Source organism: Spirosoma flavus (assembly GCF_054778555.1).
Map to the genome: position 1 here is coordinate 819,071 of NZ_BAAGZL010000004.1, position 18,607 is coordinate 837,677.

At 39.2% G+C, this 18,607-nt stretch carries 15 protein-coding genes; 2 read left to right on the forward strand and 13 right to left on the reverse strand.

Annotated elements, in window-relative coordinates:
• Positions 1–29: 29 nt before the first annotated feature.
• The 11 genes from ACYVF1_RS23670 to ACYVF1_RS23720 all read right to left on the reverse strand — a co-directional run bounded on the left by ACYVF1_RS23670 (position 30) and on the right by ACYVF1_RS23720 (position 14,020).
• Complete coding sequence (locus ACYVF1_RS23670) at positions 30–1,007, reverse strand: restriction endonuclease PLD domain-containing protein (protein WP_461083535.1); 978 nt, start codon at positions 1,005–1,007, stop codon at positions 30–32.
• Positions 1,008–1,043: 36 nt separating this feature from the next.
• Positions 1,044–2,639, reverse strand: a complete 1,596-nt coding sequence (locus tag ACYVF1_RS23675; protein WP_461083537.1) for a hypothetical protein — start codon at positions 2,637–2,639, stop codon at positions 1,044–1,046.
• Positions 2,636–3,754, reverse strand: a complete 1,119-nt coding sequence (locus ACYVF1_RS23680; RefSeq protein WP_461083539.1) for a DNA cytosine methyltransferase — start codon at positions 3,752–3,754, stop codon at positions 2,636–2,638. Before ACYVF1_RS23680 ends, ACYVF1_RS23675 begins: the two co-directional genes overlap by 4 nt.
• Before the next feature lie 132 nt (positions 3,755–3,886).
• Positions 3,887–4,318 (reverse strand): very short patch repair endonuclease, encoded by a 432-nt coding sequence (locus ACYVF1_RS23685; protein WP_461083541.1) that lies wholly within the window; start codon positions 4,316–4,318, stop codon positions 3,887–3,889.
• 648 nt (positions 4,319–4,966) lie between these two features.
• Positions 4,967–5,731, reverse strand: a complete 765-nt coding sequence (locus tag ACYVF1_RS23690) for an LEM-3-like GIY-YIG domain-containing protein (protein WP_461083543.1) — start codon at positions 5,729–5,731, stop codon at positions 4,967–4,969.
• 281 nt (positions 5,732–6,012) lie between these two features.
• On the reverse strand, positions 6,013–6,576 hold the full coding sequence (locus tag ACYVF1_RS23695; RefSeq protein WP_461083545.1) for a hypothetical protein: 564 nt from the start codon (positions 6,574–6,576) through the stop codon (positions 6,013–6,015).
• A gap of 164 nt (positions 6,577–6,740) precedes the next feature.
• Positions 6,741–7,355, reverse strand: a complete 615-nt coding sequence (locus ACYVF1_RS23700; RefSeq protein WP_461083547.1) for a hypothetical protein — start codon at positions 7,353–7,355, stop codon at positions 6,741–6,743.
• 389 nt (positions 7,356–7,744) lie between these two features.
• On the reverse strand, positions 7,745–8,563 hold the full coding sequence (locus tag ACYVF1_RS23705; protein ID WP_461083549.1) for an HNH endonuclease: 819 nt from the start codon (positions 8,561–8,563) through the stop codon (positions 7,745–7,747).
• A 500-nt stretch (positions 8,564–9,063) separates the two neighbouring features.
• Positions 9,064–10,404 carry a collagen binding domain-containing protein gene (locus ACYVF1_RS23710; protein ID WP_461083551.1) on the reverse strand — a complete coding sequence of 447 codons (1,341 nt, stop codon included), beginning with the start codon at positions 10,402–10,404 and terminating at the stop codon, positions 9,064–9,066.
• Between the two features lie 27 nt (positions 10,405–10,431).
• Entirely contained in the window at positions 10,432–12,852 is a 2,421-nt protein-coding gene (locus ACYVF1_RS23715) for a hypothetical protein (RefSeq protein ID WP_461083553.1), read from the reverse strand.
• Between the two features lie 34 nt (positions 12,853–12,886).
• Entirely contained in the window at positions 12,887–14,020 is a 1,134-nt protein-coding gene (locus tag ACYVF1_RS23720; protein ID WP_461083555.1) for a trypsin-like serine peptidase, read from the reverse strand.
• A gap of 888 nt (positions 14,021–14,908) precedes the next feature.
• Between ACYVF1_RS23720 and ACYVF1_RS23725 the strand changes: the two genes are divergently transcribed.
• Together ACYVF1_RS23725 and ACYVF1_RS23730 are read left to right on the forward strand one after the other, a co-directional pair.
• The gene (locus tag ACYVF1_RS23725) at positions 14,909–16,153 is read left to right on the forward strand and encodes an AAA family ATPase (protein WP_461083557.1); all 1,245 of its coding nucleotides are present in this window, start codon (positions 14,909–14,911) and stop codon (positions 16,151–16,153) included.
• A 237-nt stretch (positions 16,154–16,390) separates the two neighbouring features.
• On the forward strand, positions 16,391–17,149 hold the full coding sequence (locus ACYVF1_RS23730) for an AAA family ATPase (protein WP_461083559.1): 759 nt from the start codon (positions 16,391–16,393) through the stop codon (positions 17,147–17,149).
• A gap of 400 nt (positions 17,150–17,549) precedes the next feature.
• Here ACYVF1_RS23730 and ACYVF1_RS23735 read toward each other — a convergent pair whose 3' ends face one another.
• Both ACYVF1_RS23735 and ACYVF1_RS23740 read right to left on the reverse strand, forming a co-directional pair.
• Positions 17,550–17,768 carry a toprim domain-containing protein gene (locus ACYVF1_RS23735; RefSeq protein WP_461083580.1) on the reverse strand — a complete coding sequence of 73 codons (219 nt, stop codon included), beginning with the start codon at positions 17,766–17,768 and terminating at the stop codon, positions 17,550–17,552.
• Positions 17,765–18,418, reverse strand: coding sequence for a CHC2 zinc finger domain-containing protein (locus tag ACYVF1_RS23740; RefSeq protein WP_461083561.1), 654 nt, complete (start codon positions 18,416–18,418; stop codon positions 17,765–17,767). The genes ACYVF1_RS23735 and ACYVF1_RS23740 overlap by 4 nt, the downstream gene beginning before the upstream one ends.
• Between the last annotated feature and the right edge of the window lie 189 nt (positions 18,419–18,607).

Consider the following 18,607-nt stretch of genomic DNA (forward strand, 5'->3'; position numbering starts at 1 on the left):
CTTTGTTTATGTGAGTAATATACCCTCTGCTACCTGACGGCAAAATCCATATAGTAGCTTTCCTCATCAATCTTATAAAATGTAACGCTGTCTCTCCCATACCGTCGAAGATCAGCCACTGTTACCGGAGCCCCATTAGATAAGCCGAGACGGTAACGAAAGTATTCACCAAGAAGTGAGTTGTTTAAGGGCGTCTCTATGCCTTTACCGTTATCCTGTGCCCTAACGCATATGAAGTTTTTATCATCATCCGTTACAACAGTAAAATGGGTAGTTCTATCGGGAAAGAATCCTGATCGTATGATAGTCGCAGGTATATTTAAATAGGCTTGGTTTGGATTACGCTTATATTCAGGTCGCTGGCCCCAATTTAGTCCTGACCTTTCTGGAACTTGGCCTGTTCTTTTGTCAAGCAGAGTGAGCTCAACGCTGTCTAGATTGGGATCAGTTACACCTGCGGTTATACTTTCTGTTGCATCCTCTTCCAATCGGCGTTCAGCTGTCCTTCTTTCATATATATCAATAAAATCAGGAGCCAGCTCGGATGTACATTCCACTGTTTCGCCTATTAGAGTATTATAATAAGAAAAGCAGTCATGTGGTTCGTGCTCGACAAGTATTTCGCGCATGGACGGGCTGAACGCGCTCTGTGTGTAGTTCGCGGAACCAGCTAATCCAAGAATTGGAATCCCGCCTTTCAGCCAAGTGTAAACCTTTGCATGTACCGGGGGCTTATTAATTATATAATTGCACTTGAAGTCAATTTTACCGATTCTCTGATGGATTTCCATCAAACTAATGTGATTTCTTTTTTCAATTCCGTCCAAAGGCGACATGCCAATAATCAACCTTATTTTCAAAGTTGCATGTAGTGACTTAATTACATCAATGTGCCTGGCTGCCATCGTTGCCGTTCCATAACCTGACACAATTAATAATTCGTCGGCTCCTTGCTTAACCGGTTCAATAAGTGCTCGTTCAAACAGTCCCTTGGAGATTATACTCATATACCTTAAGCCGTTAGCTGTAAAGTTAATAAAGCATTAAATATCAAAGTCCTTATCTGTGATTATTCTGTTTTTCTTGAAGACTTCCCAAATCTGCTTGCTCTTTTTTGACATGCCTGGCCGTCTTGAAGCATCTATCAGCACCTTTGCTGATACCGCTGAAGCAGGTATTTTTCCATCGTTAAATAAGTTTCTTAACTTCGAGTTTACCTCTCCGCTGAATCCGCCTGCTACATAAGAGACGAAATCCAACTCACTGCCTATTTTAGCAACATCTTGATAATTAGGTATGTAATTGCTGATCATTTTGGCGTAGTCTGTGGAGGGCAGGTTATAAGCCGAGCTTGCTTTAGTATCAATTAATCCGCATAGATCATCTACGCTACGTTCGGCAATTACATCGGTATAAGCACCTACACCTGCTTTCTTTCTTCTATTACCTATGTGTTCGGCATCAATACCTAAACGCTCTCGCAGAAGCTGAACAGTGGCCTTCTCAAATTCGGTGGCCGTGGCTGTTCCTCCTTTTGAAAGTTCTATGTATTTAGTTTCAAAGAATGATAGTGCTTTGTCTAAATAAGGATCAACCACTGCCTTCACATCGTGAGATTTAAAACCGAATTGATTCACCATTCGTTGCACAAAGACGTCGGCGTTATCAATGACTAAGTTTTCACCCACATATTCCATAAAGTGCGTTAGAATAAAGGATTCACCCTTAGTCTTCTTCTTGGGCTGGGCTTCTTTAGTGGTATCCTTCGTCCTGTTCCAAGCACCGTAAGATCGCTGAAAAGAGAGATTCTGCGAGGGATTCGCGATGAAATTATTCTTCTGATTAAAGGCCTCATTTATAATACTGCTAAAATCAGAATTTACGCTTACACGTTGCGTTCTGTTAACAGTTTCGGATTCTACTAAGGCGACTGCTTCAAGATAGTTTTTTGCTGTATTAGCTATGTCCTGCATGTTGCCAAGAGACCTGCTGTTATAGGGTGACCTAGGTGTATAAAAATCCTCCTTGGGATTGTTAATGTATTTCAATACATCTCCTGCCCCGTTCCGTCGAAAGGTTAAAATCTTTTCTTTGCACAAATCAAAGCATTCCCAGTTGTGGCCGTACACAACTGGGAATATAATTTCTGAATTTTCGAGATATTGTATATCACTATCCTGCATTAAAGCCAGCAGAAACAAAAAAGGCTTTATGCGTATATCGGGGTGTATTTTTACGTTTTGATTTAAGCCATAGAAGCTAGGGTACTGATGGTTAAGCAACTGCGTCTGTAGAACCGTCAGAGGTTCTTCCATGTCAATCAGACTTTTACCAGCTAAAGTAAATTTCACCCTTTCTTCATGCTTGTATACCAAGCCCAGACATTCAAGTTGCGATACATACGTTCTTGCTCCTCCACTGTGAGCATCAACTTTTTCACTGCCTGCCTTTAGGTTAGCTCGTTCAAGCCCTTCTGAGAATGAATTCTGTAATTCCTGGTTACCGCTCCATTCTTCCGATGAAGTGAGCTCTTGTATTAGTTGGCAGACCTGCGCTACTTTCCATGGATATATTTTTCTGATATTTCGGGGAAACATCCAGATACGGCGGTACTTCTGGTCGAATTTTACTAAGGTCATTCTGTCAGAATTAGTTCACTTTTGTTACTGAATGTGAATAGTCCTGTCTGTTCGACAGTAATATTGGGCCTGACGTATTCGTAATCAATACCGGCAAAGCTTTTCAGAATTGCGTCGAATATAACCTTTGCTCCCTGCGGCGGAACAGCCATTCCAATCTGCTTCCTTACACTCTCTTTACTGCCGATGAATTGAAAATCATCCGGAAAGGTCTGCAGTCTGGCCCGCTCACGATTGGTTAAAGCGCGGTTCTCGTGCCAATGGTAAATGTGTGTGCCTCCTCCGCCGCTGCCAGTTACAGTATAAGCAGGCTTATCTGGATCAAGCCGCTTGTAAATTTGACTGATCTGCGCTCCCTTTACGTTTAGCCGCAGATGGGCCGGCAGATTAGCGTTAAACGCATTCTCTCCAGGCTTAATATGCTTTAATCGTTCAACAACTACGTCTGATTGTCGGGTTAATTCATTATTTAAGGCATCCAGTGGAATAGGAGGATGCTCTATAGCCTCTCTGGCTGTCACAATAGGAGCACTCTTCAGCACAGGAACCCTGAACTTAACATCAATATCATTTCTGATGCCAACGATAATGATTCTGTGCCGAGCTTGGGGTACACCATAATTCTCAAATTTGTACAGATGAGCAACTACTCTGTAACCAACCTGCATAAGCTGATCCAGGATAGTTTGAAACGCTTTGCCTTCGTTGGAATTCTTCAGCCCCCCGACATTTTCAGCCACAAACCACTGAGGCTTAAAATGCTCTAAGGTATTAACACCATATGAGTACAGAGGTCCGTACACGCCCTCTATTCCTTTCTGCTCACCCACAATACTAAAATCATTACAGGGGAAGCCAAAAGCCAAAGCATCTATTGGGGCTTGTTTTGTTATATCAAGTTTTCTTACATCTCTGCAAATCACAGAAGTTGGACTTTCCGGACATATATTGTGTCTGTATGTTTCGCAGGTATCCTTGTCATAGTCATTAGCCCATTGGTGAGCAATAGAGAAAGTATGTCCATTATTTGTTGCTCCAGCGGCTAGTGCACCCAGTGCTATGCCGCCTGGACCGGAAAACAATTCTCCAAGCCGAAATACTGTGTTACTGTTCATCCTTATATTCGTTAGTTCTTTGATTGTTGATTAACAAATGCGCCTTGTTGAGTCGACGTGGTTTCAGAAATCAGAATTAAAAGCCTTGCTAACATAAAAACAATGTTCTTCAAAGTAGCAACTGGCAATCTTTTAACCCTTACCGACTGACTCTTTAATTTGATCTAATAAAGATTCTAAAGTCTCTGCAACGTTCTTTGGTTTCAGTTCACACTCAAAAAGCGTCAGCACTTTCCAGCCGGATGCTTTAAGCTTTTCGGTATTTTCCGCATCTCGGCTCTTGTTTCTCACAATTTTAGGAAGCCAGTAATCTACCCTTGATTTTGGGATCACAGCTCGTCTGCAACCATCATGATTATGCCAAAAGCAACCATGCACAAAAATAACCGTCTTATATTTCGGAAGCACTAAATCAGGCTTGCCAGGTAATCTCTTGTCATGAATGCGATAGCGGAACCCTTTAGAGAAAAGATATTTTCTAACTGCAAGCTCCGGCTTAGTGTCCTTGCTCTTTATCCGGGACATATTGTAGCTTCGTACAGATGGGCTATGATTATCAGCCATTAATATCTTTCATCAAAATATTCTTTGCCATTTATAAACGTCTTCCGTAGCTGGCCGCGAAATGGGAGTGTAGATTCTTTTTCAGATTTGAGGTACGCCGCTAAGATGCTGGTAGCTTCTACTTCAAACTCCTGCTCTGCATAATCATAAAATACGCTAGCGCTTGGGTCGTAACCAGGCTCCCGTACAACCTTTACTTGATAAGTATTAATAATTGACTCCACAGCATATTGACAATTGCCAAACAGAGTTTGCTGACTCTGTTACCAACTATAGTTTTAAATACTACGCTTACGTAAATCTGCTATTCTAGACGCTATAAACCTAATATCAGAGGTATTTCTCTTGCAGTTTTTCAGTCTCTCCGCTCGATATTACAAGCGGAATGTTAAACAATTGGCACTTAATTGTCTGATACAGCAGTTATTACCAGGAACGCACTATACAGTTGGTATTAGAAGTCAATGTGTTAAAGAATGGTACTTAGGTCATGAGTGAGTTGATCAAAGTGAGTCATTTGTGTCTACATCACGATCGTGGAATTGCTTGGCCTCTTTTTTTACCCCACAAAGGTTCGTATTTCCTTGATGACATATAGGCACGAGAATGCAACTCACTCAGAGGGGATTTACGAAAACATAATATTTTTTACAGATTGAACCTGTGCGCAGAAGCAGACCCTTTGAGTTTACGGTGAGCTATAGACTTGTTTATATATTGATTTCTAACTGACGGCTCTGCAACTGCTCCTTCAAACGCCATTCCGCTACGCATTTGACCATGACGTTTTGCCGTTGGATTATATTCTCTCATCTGCGTAAACCACCTGCTCACCTTAAATACCTCAACAATTAGACCTTTGTACTCACTTAAAACATATTTCCTTAGGATATTTCCTTTCGAATCCTGCAATTCAGCTTTATTGATTGCCCAAGTTCCCTTAGTGGCATTATATATGGCATTTTCGCCATAGCCTCTTTCATACTTTCTATTAATGTTGATAATGACACAATCTTGCGGTAAGTCGTCCAAAGGCTCAGCATTGTATAATCCCTTTACCTCTTCACAAGTCATTAGTCCTTTTTCAATAGAGTTATGTCCCCCGACTTTATTGGAAAGCAGGATGCCGGAAAAGTTAAAAGCATCTATCAGTGACGCCTCGACTTCGAATGCCTGTTCTTCTGTAAGACCATGTCTTACAATCACATGCCCTACGACTCCGCCATTATCTTGTATTTTTCTAATGGTTTCATACTTGACATTGCTGATATCTTCGTCTGACAACGCACAATCTAAATGCTGGAATAGTCTATCATTACTGCCTTTCCCAATATAAAATGGTATGTTGTTTTTAGGGTCAACGAGCATATACACATAGTATTTTAAGCTCTGTTTTGTCTTTTCATCAAACATCTGGTTTTTTGATTAGTCAAAAGTGATTTGGTTTAAAGTCCAATCGGCTAAGGTGTTGACGGTGTCACTTACCGACGATTTGCAAAGTTATCTGTTAAGACGTGTTGCCTGTCTCATGAAGCTGACTTCAGAAGCACACGCTTCGTCTATTTCAGCCAAAAACTACAGGACATATGGTGCTGATGCAACATACACCCAGGAAACCACCGCCAACCTTTGTACCACTATTTGGTTGGCTAGGTTATATACTATACTCAGCTCTTGTCACGCAAAAGATGAGATCAGAATGCCTTTTTCTTTCGTTCTATGTCGTTTTGCCAAATTGCAATATCTATATCTTGTGGAGTCACGTCAAACTTTTCTGCTAGGCTTCGAATCAATTTTAGATAAGCGACGTATTCTTTTGGCGTATAAACTGTCTTCTGAACCGTTTCACCATACAATTGCCTCCAATTCCTAAAATCAATAACAGAATATTGCTCTGGAAAACAGAGCGTTAGTATAGCAGAAGCAACAGGTATCTCGATACCACTTAAAGTACACAGTAACTTCAATCTCAAGACGGTTTCAATATCACTATCTTCATGTGATACTGAAAAAGCGGCTTTGGTGATTGTAATCACATTTTCGTCAGTGTTAGTTTTTCGACGTTCCTGTTGGCGTCCATGTTGTCCGCGTAACTTCCATTTTAATACTTTGTTTAATTCATCGAGCGTCAAATAAAAGGGAGTTCTTTCTTTTCTGAGTTGTTGAAAATCCGTAGTCAAATTCCTGGTAACGTCTTTATTATCTGCTCGTAAAAGTAATTCTAGGATGTGGTTCCTATCAGTAAAAAGTTCGTTCATATACTCTATTGTTTTGCTTTCTCATAAATGTATAGTGTCACGCAGTATTTATTAGGTATGCAGAACTGATAACATTTAAGTACCGCTTGTTGACCAAAAAGATGTCTGACAAGTAAGTAGAAATTGCCTAGTTGAGGAGTGACACCTGTCACCCGGCAAGCCGTCTAACTCGCAAAAAGCTGATTATTTGACAGATTAGATTGCCATTTTTTGTCGGAGACTAATTCCCTCACTATTTTACTTTCATCATAAACATTGACATAAAACCTGTCCAAGGCATTACAGGCTGGGTTGCCGTGGTTGCCTAAGAAATGAACAAATGTATTTTTGTAGACTTCATTAAGTGATTTGCCGTAAACTTCTTCAAAAAAATCAATTTGGTTATCTAACTCTTTAGTTGTTTTACAAAAACAGTCTGCTAAACGACCTTCTTGCTGTTTCCAAGAGGCTTTAAGCCAGGCAAACAAATCTTCTAAAAGCTCAACCTCAAAGCGGAGTTTATGAGGATATTCACTTAATGATGAAACATAGAAGTAGAGTTTCGATCCTTTCGGCAAAAGTTTTTGAAACTTCACTTCTGCATAATCAGCGGTCAATTCGGCGATAATCTTTTGTTCAGAACGACTTTCCAAGTCAAAATTGCCGGCTGGAGTGCAATCGCCAAAAACAGCGCTGTCTGCAACAACTACAATTTCAGAACCAGTCTTAATGCTGAACCTTTTACCAGTTGACTTTTCGTAAAAATGCCCGTTGCGATACACTACATTCTTTGGAACCATTCGATTGAAAATATTTAGTACCCTTGTCAGTTGGAATCCCGAAATGGAAGCCTAGCAACCTGCTCAACTGGGAGGTTTGAGTTGTCACGCGCCCGAAGAGTATAAATGCCAAAGTACCCAAGCAGGACGCTTCTCGTGCTGAGCGGATCAAGACTTAGCAACCAAAAGTCCTTAACTAGTTGGTGGCTTGTCACACGGCGCTGACAAACACACTTTTACTTCTTGTGAGCTCACCCAACGCCAATGAGTGCTGATGCTGGGGACACAAGTTAAACTAACGTACTTGACCCTTTACATACTCATTCGGTTAGGCTACATCCTTAGCTAATCAAGTGTTTCCTGTCAACAGACAGCTATCCCACGCGGAATGATTGGTTACTCTTATCAGTTTAAAACCACTTTTCGTAATAAGATGAAGTAATTACGTACCTTTTGCTTTTTGTCTTATTGCAAGTCTCACAAAGTAACTGAATGTTAGTTACATCATTTGCACCACCAATAGCAAGTGGTATAATATGGTCGAAATTCTCACTGCTTGCAATATTTATTAAACCGCTTATGTCTTTCTTACAACTGGTACACATTCCTCTATCTCTGTGAAGCACTGCTCTTTGTACCCAGGTTGGTATTGTAACTCTCTTTAGTACGCCGTCTTTCTTAAAGTACCTATTAACTTCAAGTGCAGAATATTCAATAGTATGTTCTGAAATACGATGTGCTACCAGTTCATTGAATTTCTGAAGTAAAGCTCTGTTGAGAAAAAGAATGAAAAAGATTTCTTCACTCATCTTGCCCAGCAAGTCATCATATATTTGACAAATTCTTAAATCTTGAAAATAGTCATATATATCATCATCGTCAGCTTCGGAAACGTCTTTCCCAATATTGGCAAGAAAATGATGGAAGTTATAATTGTCTATACTATAATGTTTAATGGCAAGATCAATCCATAACTCTTTGCCCTCCTGAATACTTACGATATCAAGTGATGAGATATCTTCGCTACTAATATTGTCTATCATCCAGACAATAAAACTGTGAAATATTGATGGTTTAGGAAACGTCTCAATAAATCCTATGTAGTTGTCTTCACCAAAATATTCTTCCAAAGAGCGTAAATAGGCGAACGGGTTAATTAGAACATTGTTAATAACATTTGCAAAATAATAGGTTTCAAAATACTTTATCTCAAACAAACTTGGTCTCATATTATTTTAGCTGAATTACTAACCGCAACATACCTTTCATAGGCGACAATCGCCGACGATATCCATTTGTCGACCAGAGATCACCCCTTTCACGAAAAGCTCACCTACTAAAGAGTTCGGCCTGTCAACCGGAGTAACTAAAGATACACACAAAGATATGTTTGTCAGCCCAATGTTGCCTGTCGTACGGAACTCAGAATCAGAAACACATTTTGGCTGGTTCACCAACACCCATGGAAGGTGTTGGTGAAGAACGTACATTACTGAATAAACGCAACATCAACTTTTACATCATTGATTGGTTTAGTTGCTGACTTTCATTGGGACGTGCTTCTTGCTGCCCACACGGAGCGCATACAGATACACGATTTTACGCCAAAGCTGATAAAACCTAATCACCGGTTACATAGCCTGTTGCCAGGACACTGAACTGAAATAAATGGCCTAACCTCCCTACAAATTGCGAGGAAGCCTTAAGACACTCCACCCAACAGGTCTTATTAGTCAATGACTGCCAATGCAGGCGCAGTTATGGAGCCTGGCTTTAATTTCTTAATTTTCTGCCCATCGGTAATCGGAATGATAGCGCCAACGTAGTAGGTACCGGAGAAAATATCGGTAAAAGTGGCCTCACCATTGACCTGTGTTACGGCTTTCCGATAAAACGCGGCAGGCTCTTTGTCTGGGTCTAGGATGGCTGTAGCCTGCGTTTGATTCGTAAATACGTATACGGTAGCATTGTAAACTAGTTCCGGATTGGTGCCACCGGTTGTTACTTTCACCTTAAACGGCGTGTTAGTAATGGCGATTGATCGTTCTGAGCGGGTTTCCACGGCGGTAAGACTCTGCAGCGTTGCAGTGGATGTAAACAACTCCCCATCCGCCCGTTTAAAGCGCAAACCCACGTAGTATCTTGGTTCGGTCAAATCTTCAAACTTCACTTCACCGTTTGCCGACGTAGTGGCTACCCGTTCGACCCCAAATGGTCCGTTTTTATTGCTTAGCGAATTAATCTGTGAATTGTCCTTAAACAGATAAACCTCTACGCCCGAAAGTGCCAACGTAGTGGCACTGGCATCTGTAACCTTAACGGTAAGCGTTTTATTGACGTTGGCAATCATTGTTTCCGATTGGTGCAGGCTGGCGTCGGTATCATCGCTAATCGGTACGTCTTTAATGGATGAGTACACCGCTTTTCCCTTAGCATCCGTTACTTTCCCGACGAGGAAATAGGTCGTTTTTCTCAAATCATAAAAAAGCGCCACGCCCCGCTCGTTCGTATTTTTTTTAGCTATTTGCCCTTTCGGAGAGTTGGTGTGCAAAAGCGACTGAGCCTGCTCTCGATTTCCAAACAGGTACACTTCGGCCCCATTTATCGGACTGTTCGGGTCTGCTTCAGCCACGTTCGCCGTTTTTGACTGTACAAAGGTGACTTTCAGCTTTCCGCGCGGATATTTTGGATCGAGCATCAGCGTGTTAGTAATCTCTGCTACGTTCTGGTATCCGGTGTATTTAATTTTATCAGGCCCGGTATATTCTCCTACCAGATAAAATGTTTCATCTTTTTCTTTTTCGGGCAGAAAGGGTAAAATATATTCACCGGTTTCGTCGGTTTCTACTTTATAGAGGTACGGATCGGAAGTGGTGTTTCTGGACAGATAAACAACGATTTTCGCCACCGAGGTGTCTTTGGTCTCGAGCAGAGTATTACGCAAAACGGCTTTTCCTTTCCGTTTATCCTGACTGTCTAATTTGTTGTAAACACGAGCTAGCTCGTTGTCTTTGCATGATGAACACAGCATCACACAAATGAGCAGATTGATAAGCAGTATAGTTTTCATACGGGATTTTCGGAAGAAATGAATCGTTCAGAACAACTGAATCAATCGGGTAACCAGGGTTGGGTCGAGGTAAATCCCTACATAGGGGCGGAAACGGGGTATATCGACGCTGCTCTTTATTTGACCGTTTTGCAGGTCATACCCTTTTATGAAAAATAAGTGTGCCCCACCCTGTACCGACACGCCAGGAAACAAATCGTGACCTAAGCCGAAGAAATAATTTCTGAGAAACTTATGGCTGATACCCAGGCCGACATGTACGAACGTACCCGAGTTGAAATGGTTGCCCAGCCGTTTGTTATCCTTACCAATCTGGTCGATTTTTCTTCTGGTTGCCGCCGATGTGGTTATGTTTTTCCCGCCTTTGGCTAAGTAAATCTTAACCCCGGCAACGGCTTCGAAATTATCAATATCGGGTTGCGTATCGGAAATGTTGGACGTACTGCTGAACACCATACTCGTTCTTGACCCAAAAACGTAATTGATACCCAGCGTGGGCCAGAAACGCACCGTTTTGTATGTTGTATACTCGTCTTTTGCTACCGCCGTACTCTTGCCTTCTTCGGTTAGAATATATGAAATACGATTACTCCCTTTAGCCGAGCGGCTCTCTCCCGTAAGCACGTTCTCACTTCTAAAATTGGGTTCCTCAACTGGGTTTGCGAAGGCATTTTCAAGTTCCTGAAACAGGGGCGGGGTCTGAATAGCGAACCACTGAATAGCCTTTTTAGCTTCACGATAGCTGATCAGTTTCTTCTCTACATTCAGTTCATAAAGTAACTCATTGCTTTTCAGTGTTATCTGGGCGTCTATATTCTGTATTACCTCGAAAAAAAGCGTATCCCGTTTGGCATTGCTCAGAGAATTTAGTGTAACTGATTTATACTGTATATCAAGTGTAAATTCCTTAAGCACTATTTCCTTCAGCAATCTCAGTAAAATCAACTGACTAATCAGAAATTCTTTCTTTTCTCCAAATGTGTACTTATGTCGATCCGGTTCATATTTTTTCGCTACAATTGTAGAACTATCATTTATGACTTCCAAAAGATCACTTTCATACTTCTCACCGAATGGAAGCGTTGATTCTTGACCAACTATAGTAACTTCAACAGCTTTATTCTGCAAGCTGTTACTACTATTACCAACCAACGACAATCCGACACTTTTCAGGCCGGCTAGCAGGCTAAGAATATCACTCGAACTGCCTTTGGCTTTTGCCAGTGCTTCAAAAGGGTCTTTTAATGCTTCCTCGGTGGTTGTGGTCGGCGTAGAGCTTTCCACTTTTTCGCTAGCCTTTACCTTTTGCTTTGGGTTCAAATTATGTACATAGGCCATCATCTGATCTTCTTCAAACACGGTGTTAGGGCCATCGGAGTTCATTGAAGTATAATTCTGGGCTGCGTCTTTGTGCTGCATCCAGACAATCTGCTCAGATTTCTCGGGCTTATCGGGTTCTGATAAGTAGAGTTTGAATGAATTCAAGTTGTCTACTGTGTTGGATGAAGCCACCAGCCACTTCAGTTGTTGTTGCTCAAGATCATCCAGCCGTAGTTTCTCCTTTCGTAAAAGAGAAATAGTAGTGGTTAACCCACTGACTATTTGCTTGATCTGAAAATAGGCATTTGAGGATACACTAAAGGAACTCACTTTGTTTTGTATCAGAAGCAGTAAAGCCTCTTGCGAAGCTATGCGTTGCTCAACCCTGCTTTTCAGAAAACCCACATTAGGGAAGAACGGATTAAGCATTTCCTCACCTTCTGTCAACCATTTCCAACTATTAATCCAGGGGATATTGGCGTCATGTAGTTTTTTAACCAGCCCAGCCAGTTGAGACTGAACAGTTGTTATCGAGTCCAGCGTAAGCCCCAATTGGATGCTATTCGGTATTGTTCTGGATAGCGTATCTTGCAAGGCCAGCTTTTCAATCTGTTCGGCGTAGTAGTCATAGATAACTCTTAGCGAATCATAAGTGGGCAAATATGGGGTAAAGTCAACATAAGATTTTCGAACGTCTGCATTTTCAAAATGCTTCTTTAAAATAAAGTTATCGATGTTAGATTGGGTGATTTTCAGCTTGGCTTCTCCGCTTCTGGTCAACGATATAGTTATTGCATGTTTTGCCGGAATCCCTAGAACTCTTGGTATATACGACAATTTACTTCCATTCGCTTTATAGGGAAAATTAACCCCATTCTGAGTAGAATCGGAAAAAGGAGCCAGTAGACCAGAGGCACGTAATCCGATTAGCTTCTGGTATTTAGAAGCGGGTAGCCGCTCATCAAGGTCGTTTACAATAACTGCAATATTATCTGGTTTATGGAAAGCGGAGAGACTGGTGCTGCTAACGCGACCGCTTTTGGCAAACTCAAGCACAAGCTGTGCGCGAACAACTCTACTTTGTACTAAAGCAAGGCCAATAAGCAGGAGTAAACGATATGGTTTCATAAGAATAGTGGAATGGTTAAACAAATTCAATTTTTCAGGGAATGCGATTAACCCTTAAAACTTGTTCACCGTAGTTCTCTGGTGATTTGTAATACCTGACACAGCCTCCTACTGCTTTTTCGTAATCTTTATCTCCCCGAAGCAATATGCCAATAACCTGTCCCAACTCATTAAACACGGGAGAACCTGAATTACCATGAAAAGCATCGAGGTCAGTGAAGAAAGTTGCTTCGTCTGAAGCATATACCTGTGCGTCTAATGTCAGCTTTAACGGTAAACCGTCTGGATGACCGGCCATATATATTGAGTTGCCATCTTCTAGATCGTCTCGGTTCAGAATGGCCCGTTGCCAAGATTGAAGCTGACGATTGACCCGAATAATCCGGAAGTCGTCAGTAACAGACTGGGCTACTGTACCAATAGCCGTATAAACGTCCTCTCTAGGAATTAAGTGGTAATTGAGTCCCGGATAATATACAAATCCGAAGACATAATAAACGCTGTCGGGCGTAAAACTGTTGTCAAAACAATGATTTGCAGTTACTACTAGGTCTCTTTGGTAACCAAACCCACTGCAATGGGCACCCACACGCTGATTAGCGTATTTGATCAATTCATTGTCGATTTGATTATTAAAGCATACACCGTCAGTAATAGAACAGGGCTTTACGATGGTAAATTTAGTTTCGTTCAGCGTGCCTGCTGTCAGCTCGTAAACATTACCTTTAAGCGTAAGGTATCTCTTCGGTATAAGCGCACAAACGGCTCGCGCACGGGCAATGTACTGATCATTCGAATTCAGAAAGTCGTTTCGGTTTTTAACGCCACGACAGCTAATATCCACCCGATTATCCAATCCATAAAGGGCGTATAGTTCGTAGTTATACTTCTCCATCAAAACCTTGTTAGACAAAGTGTCAGAAAGGAGTTCCGGCTCGCGTACGGGGAGCGTGTCGAGCCGTTCGACTATGGCGTTGATGTTTGATACGGAAAACGTTTGTTGTGCCTGAGCCGACCTCAACACCTTGCGCCGAATAAGCTCAAATCGAAGCTGGTTTAATGCCTCTACCCTATCGATGGCGCGGTCTTTTTTGAGCTTGGCTTTTAGGAAAATACCACTTGTGGCTAGACCACTTGTAAGTAAGATAAGTGTAATATATTTCTTCATTTTAGTAGTTCTGTACGGTATTGCCAAAACTAACATTACTGTACAAGTAAGGCTAGGATTTATTTCCCGTTTTTTTTGTCATTTTATCCATTATAGCTTTTGATGCATACTTTATATCGGACTGACGATTAGACACCGCGCCCCGGAAATTGAAGCCTTAGAGCCTATATTATTTAGTTGTTCAGTCTGTCAACCGAAGCCAACTACGCAAATCTTAGCTTGCCGGGTGAGTCATGCTAACTGTCACATGGAAGCAACCCATTACGTTATGGCCTGTTCTTTCTAATATATTCGGATGTAGATTCGCTGAAATATAGATAGTTAACGAGTTATCTGTTAGCGCCTAAATATGTTAAGAGTTGGGTCTAAACAAATAAATATCTTTCACCTTAGAATGAAAAATCCGGTTTTACGAAGTGATTAAACGGCATATATTAGATTCCGACGCAACAGTTTTAGAATGAGAATAGATACTTTATTTACTACTCCCTCGCTGAAGATCACCTGCTCACCGTTTAGACTCGCGAGGGTAACTACATTTCAATAAGCGTGCAGAAAGATTGACTACACACAATGTTATGTGTTAAAAAGCAAATTTATTAGCTTAGTTGAGTTCTAACCGATTCTACAGAAATACCTATTTACGGTGTGCTAAGCTTGGGCTCTATCACTGCTTTCAGCTCATAGATTTTCCGCAACCCTTCTACTAGTTTGTTCGAGTTTTCACCAGTTAGGGGAGCAAAAGCCTCAAATCTCACGATTTGGGGCTTTTTTCATTATATTTTGTACCAGATATGTTACAAAGTTTCAAAAGAATAATTTATGATATATAAATTTGTTATCTATATACTTTAACTAGTAAAGCACACATAGATATTCTTTACCCAAATGGCTGCGAAAATTAGATTTGATATTCAAGCAAACAATATTGGCCCTCATAAGAACTTAGATGCGAGCTTTGATACTGGGACTTTACAACTAGGTCTATATGCCAATAATGGTAGTGGCAAAACATTCCTTAGTCGTATTTTTCGACTCATTACAAAAGTTAATCCTTCCATAAAAGATGTCAATAGGCTTTTAACGCTTGGGCAAAATCAAGGTTCGTTTAAATTTTCTGTAAATAATGTTGAGGATAATAGAAATATTCTAGTCAGTTCGTTTAGTGTTTCATTAAAGCGTAATAGTGTTCCAAGTATTATTTATGATCGAAAATACATATTTCAGGTTTTTAACGATGATTATATAAAAGAAAATCTTGATGAACTAAAATATAAACCAAATGGAAATATTGAAGGATATATACTTGGTAAAGAGAAGATAGATATTTCCAAAGAAAAGGCAGAAATAGATAAACTCACATTAGATGTAAAAGCGAAAAATGCGGCTGTATTCAATACAATCAATCAGGCAAAAAAAGATCTAGAGGCTCTGGGTGTAAGAAGCAATACTAAAGAGTTTTCAATGATTAGTTATGAGAATATAATTGAAAATAATAATCAAATTTATGAAGTAGAGACTTTTGATGAATTGAAAGCTAAGTTGATATTATTGAAATCAGCACCGGAAAATCTACCTGAATTGAATAGGATTCATTTCAATATGGATTTGGATGTTTTATTTCAAGTGCAAAATTATTTAGAATCTGAATTTTCTAGAAGTTTATTAGCTGATGAATTTAAGAGGAAAGTTCGAGAAAAGCAAAATTTTATTGAGCAAGGTCTAGCTTTAATTACCTTTAATGAAGGTATATGTCCATTTTGTGAACAAGAAATTATAGGAGATTCATTAACTCTAATTGATCAATATAATGAATATCTAAATGATTCCGAAGCGAAACAAGTTAAGGAAGCAGATAAATTAATTCTTTTTTTGACTAACTTAGAAAATGTAATCAGTAGACTATGTGAGGAATTTGTTGTTCTAAATAATACCTATAAACAGTATCAAAATTATTTGTCCACTGATATAAATGATTTAGAAGAGATATTATATACAGAAGAATTAATGACAAATGTTGATAAACTACAAAATCTAATTTTTGATAAAAAAGTAATGTTTCAATCTCATATACAATTAAAGACTTTGGAAAGTATATTGATTATATCTATGAATACGTTGTTGGTTTTATAAAATCAATTAATATCAATAAATCTCTAATCGAAAATATCAATAAAAGAAAAAATAATTTGCAGAATGAGAGGCTAGAGTTAAATAGAAAGTTAATTACCTCAAAATGTAACTTGTTAAAATTAGAGTTAATTGAAAACTCAAAAAATATCAATCAGATAAATAATAAAATTACAGCATTAAACTTTGATATAGAGCAGAAAGAAGAAAGCGAAAAGGTAGAGAAAAAAATTAGAGTAGTTGAATTTTTTTAAATACTATCTTAATTTATTTTTTATTAATAAATATACTTTTGATGAAGAAACATTTTGTATAAAATTTCAAAATAACATTTTGTCCGATAATGCTACTGATGTTCTGAGCGAAGGAGAAAAAAGTATCGTTGCATTTTGCTATTATCTAGCCAATATTCATAAAATTGTTGATCAAACAAGTGATTATGAAAAGCTATTCTCAGTGATTGACGATCCTATATCTAGTTTAGATTTTCATTATGTTTATTCAGTTGCACAAATAATTAGAAATTTTGGGAAAACATTTAATATCCAACGGACTAGGTTCTTGGTATTAACTCATAATCTTGAATTTATGTCTATATTGATAAGAAATAAAATTATCAACCATAGATATGTATTAACTTCAGGCGGGATAGGTGTATTGCGTAGGGAATTGGTAATGCCATATGAGGAGCATTTAAAAGATATTTATGAAATATCAATTGGGGGACGAGAGCCAAGTCATACAACAGCTAATTCAATTAGACATGTTCTTGAGACTATAAATAGATTTGTATCGCCAGATATTGAATTACAAAGTTTTTGCCAGTCAATTGAAAGCTTTGATGATTGTGAATTTTTGTACGCTTTGATTCAGGATAATTCGCATGGCTCAATTAGGCTTCAAAAAGCCTATACTGAAGAATCTATTAAAAAGGGATGTGAAGCAGTAATATATTATATTTCTATGAATATGAATGGACAGTTAAAAGGCTTGATCTAATATATTTTTCTTAAATTAATTACGGTCATAGTAGCTAATATTAGCTACTATGACCGTAATTAATTTAATGCTTTTTTCTTGTTCTTAAATGTGCTTTTTGACATGCTTGACAACAAAATGTAGCATCTATCCTTTTTCCCTCGAACTCCTTTTTACAATATAGGCATTGTTTAGCATAGATAAAGCTAACAAATCCTTGATAGGTACTTTGAAAAAATTGGTTGTATTTTCTTTCCTCTCTTTTTACGGATTTAAAGTTGTAATTACGAAGCCCGTTTTTCCCTTCTATAATTTTATCGTTATTTTTCATTAGACTGTATGCGTTAAATCTGTGTAAAACATCTGTAGAAGTTTGTTAAAACCTTCGTTATCCTTGCAGAAGCCTTGTAAAAGCCTTGTTTTAACCCCCTCTCATTAAATATTCGTTGAAATCTTTACTAGCTGGGTAATAATTGGAGCAGTCTCGAACCGTTAACCCTTCTTTTCTCAACTTTTCTAAGGCCCTCCTTCCTGATCTATCATTATCTAAAAATCCGTTTACCATAGTAAATTCAGACAAAATTGGTAATACATTAGGTAAGAAAGAAAGGGAGTTTAAAACGATGGTGGGATTCCTCAGTCGTTGAACGTTAAAGAACTGGCAACAGGAAAGAAATCAAAAATACCCTCGAATAGGTTAATTGCTGCTGAATTACTTCCCGGAATATGAGTAAACCATTTAGGAGATGTGCAACCTTTGAAGTAAGGGTTTCTTAATTCAAAACCACCTTTGTCATTCCGGAAGCCAATTGCATAGTAGTTTTTCTCCCCTATCCGGTAGCGAACTTCATTCAAATAAGTAGTAGCAATCGTTGGAGCTATTTTACGGCTTTCCACATAGGCTATCAACGAGCGGTTACGTAGAGCTTGAATACTTGTTATTTCAATAGCTTTTGATTCAGGCTCACAAACAGATTGACCGTTAAAGAAAAAAGGAACGGTTAAATTCTCGCCTTCTAACTGCTCTAATACTCTTACGGCCTCCATAAAGGGACACTCATTTAAGTATTGTACCAGTTTGATTATGTCTCCTTTCTCGCCGTTTCCACTAAAGTCTTGAAAAACATTTTTAAGTGGGTTGACGAAAAACGAAGGAGTGTATTCTTCGTTTTTTGGTGAATAATAAAGCAGTTCATTGCCTTGCTTTTTTACAGGCTGTATACCCTGCTGATTTAAATAATGAGCAATGGAAAGTGTTTTTAATTGCGCTATCTGATCTTTCGTCTTCATTTCCTTTTTTCTTTAGCAGTTAAAAATCTATTACTCGCCTACTCAATTGCTCAAATACTTTTTAATCAAGAACTTATGTCGGTGTAGCCTTGCCCCAATTAGGACAGCAAGCATTTAGACTTTTTCATCTTCCCCTTGCTTGGCATATGTTGCTGGTGCCAAGCCGCCCAGTGATTGATGGGGATGAAA

Coding starts and splice junctions, on each gene's coding strand:
- ACYVF1_RS23670 (WP_461083535.1), bottom strand. CDS start 1,007: ATGAGTATAATCTCCAAGGGACTGTTTGAACGAGCACTTATTGAACCG.
- ACYVF1_RS23675 (WP_461083537.1), bottom strand. CDS start 2,639: ATGACCTTAGTAAAATTCGACCAGAAGTACCGCCGTATCTGGATGTTT.
- ACYVF1_RS23680 (WP_461083539.1), bottom strand. CDS start 3,754: ATGAACAGTAACACAGTATTTCGGCTTGGAGAATTGTTTTCCGGTCCA.
- ACYVF1_RS23685 (WP_461083541.1), bottom strand. CDS start 4,318: ATGGCTGATAATCATAGCCCATCTGTACGAAGCTACAATATGTCCCGG.
- ACYVF1_RS23690 (WP_461083543.1), bottom strand. CDS start 5,731: ATGTTTGATGAAAAGACAAAACAGAGCTTAAAATACTATGTGTATATG.
- ACYVF1_RS23695 (WP_461083545.1), bottom strand. CDS start 6,576: ATGAACGAACTTTTTACTGATAGGAACCACATCCTAGAATTACTTTTA.
- ACYVF1_RS23700 (WP_461083547.1), bottom strand. CDS start 7,355: ATGGTTCCAAAGAATGTAGTGTATCGCAACGGGCATTTTTACGAAAAG.
- ACYVF1_RS23705 (WP_461083549.1), bottom strand. CDS start 8,563: ATGAGACCAAGTTTGTTTGAGATAAAGTATTTTGAAACCTATTATTTT.
- ACYVF1_RS23710 (WP_461083551.1), bottom strand. CDS start 10,404: ATGAAAACTATACTGCTTATCAATCTGCTCATTTGTGTGATGCTGTGT.
- ACYVF1_RS23715 (WP_461083553.1), bottom strand. CDS start 12,852: ATGAAACCATATCGTTTACTCCTGCTTATTGGCCTTGCTTTAGTACAA.
- ACYVF1_RS23720 (WP_461083555.1), bottom strand. CDS start 14,020: ATGAAGAAATATATTACACTTATCTTACTTACAAGTGGTCTAGCCACA.
- ACYVF1_RS23725 (WP_461083557.1), top strand. CDS start 14,909: ATGGCTGCGAAAATTAGATTTGATATTCAAGCAAACAATATTGGCCCT.
- ACYVF1_RS23740 (WP_461083561.1), bottom strand. CDS start 18,418: ATGAAGACGAAAGATCAGATAGCGCAATTAAAAACACTTTCCATTGCT.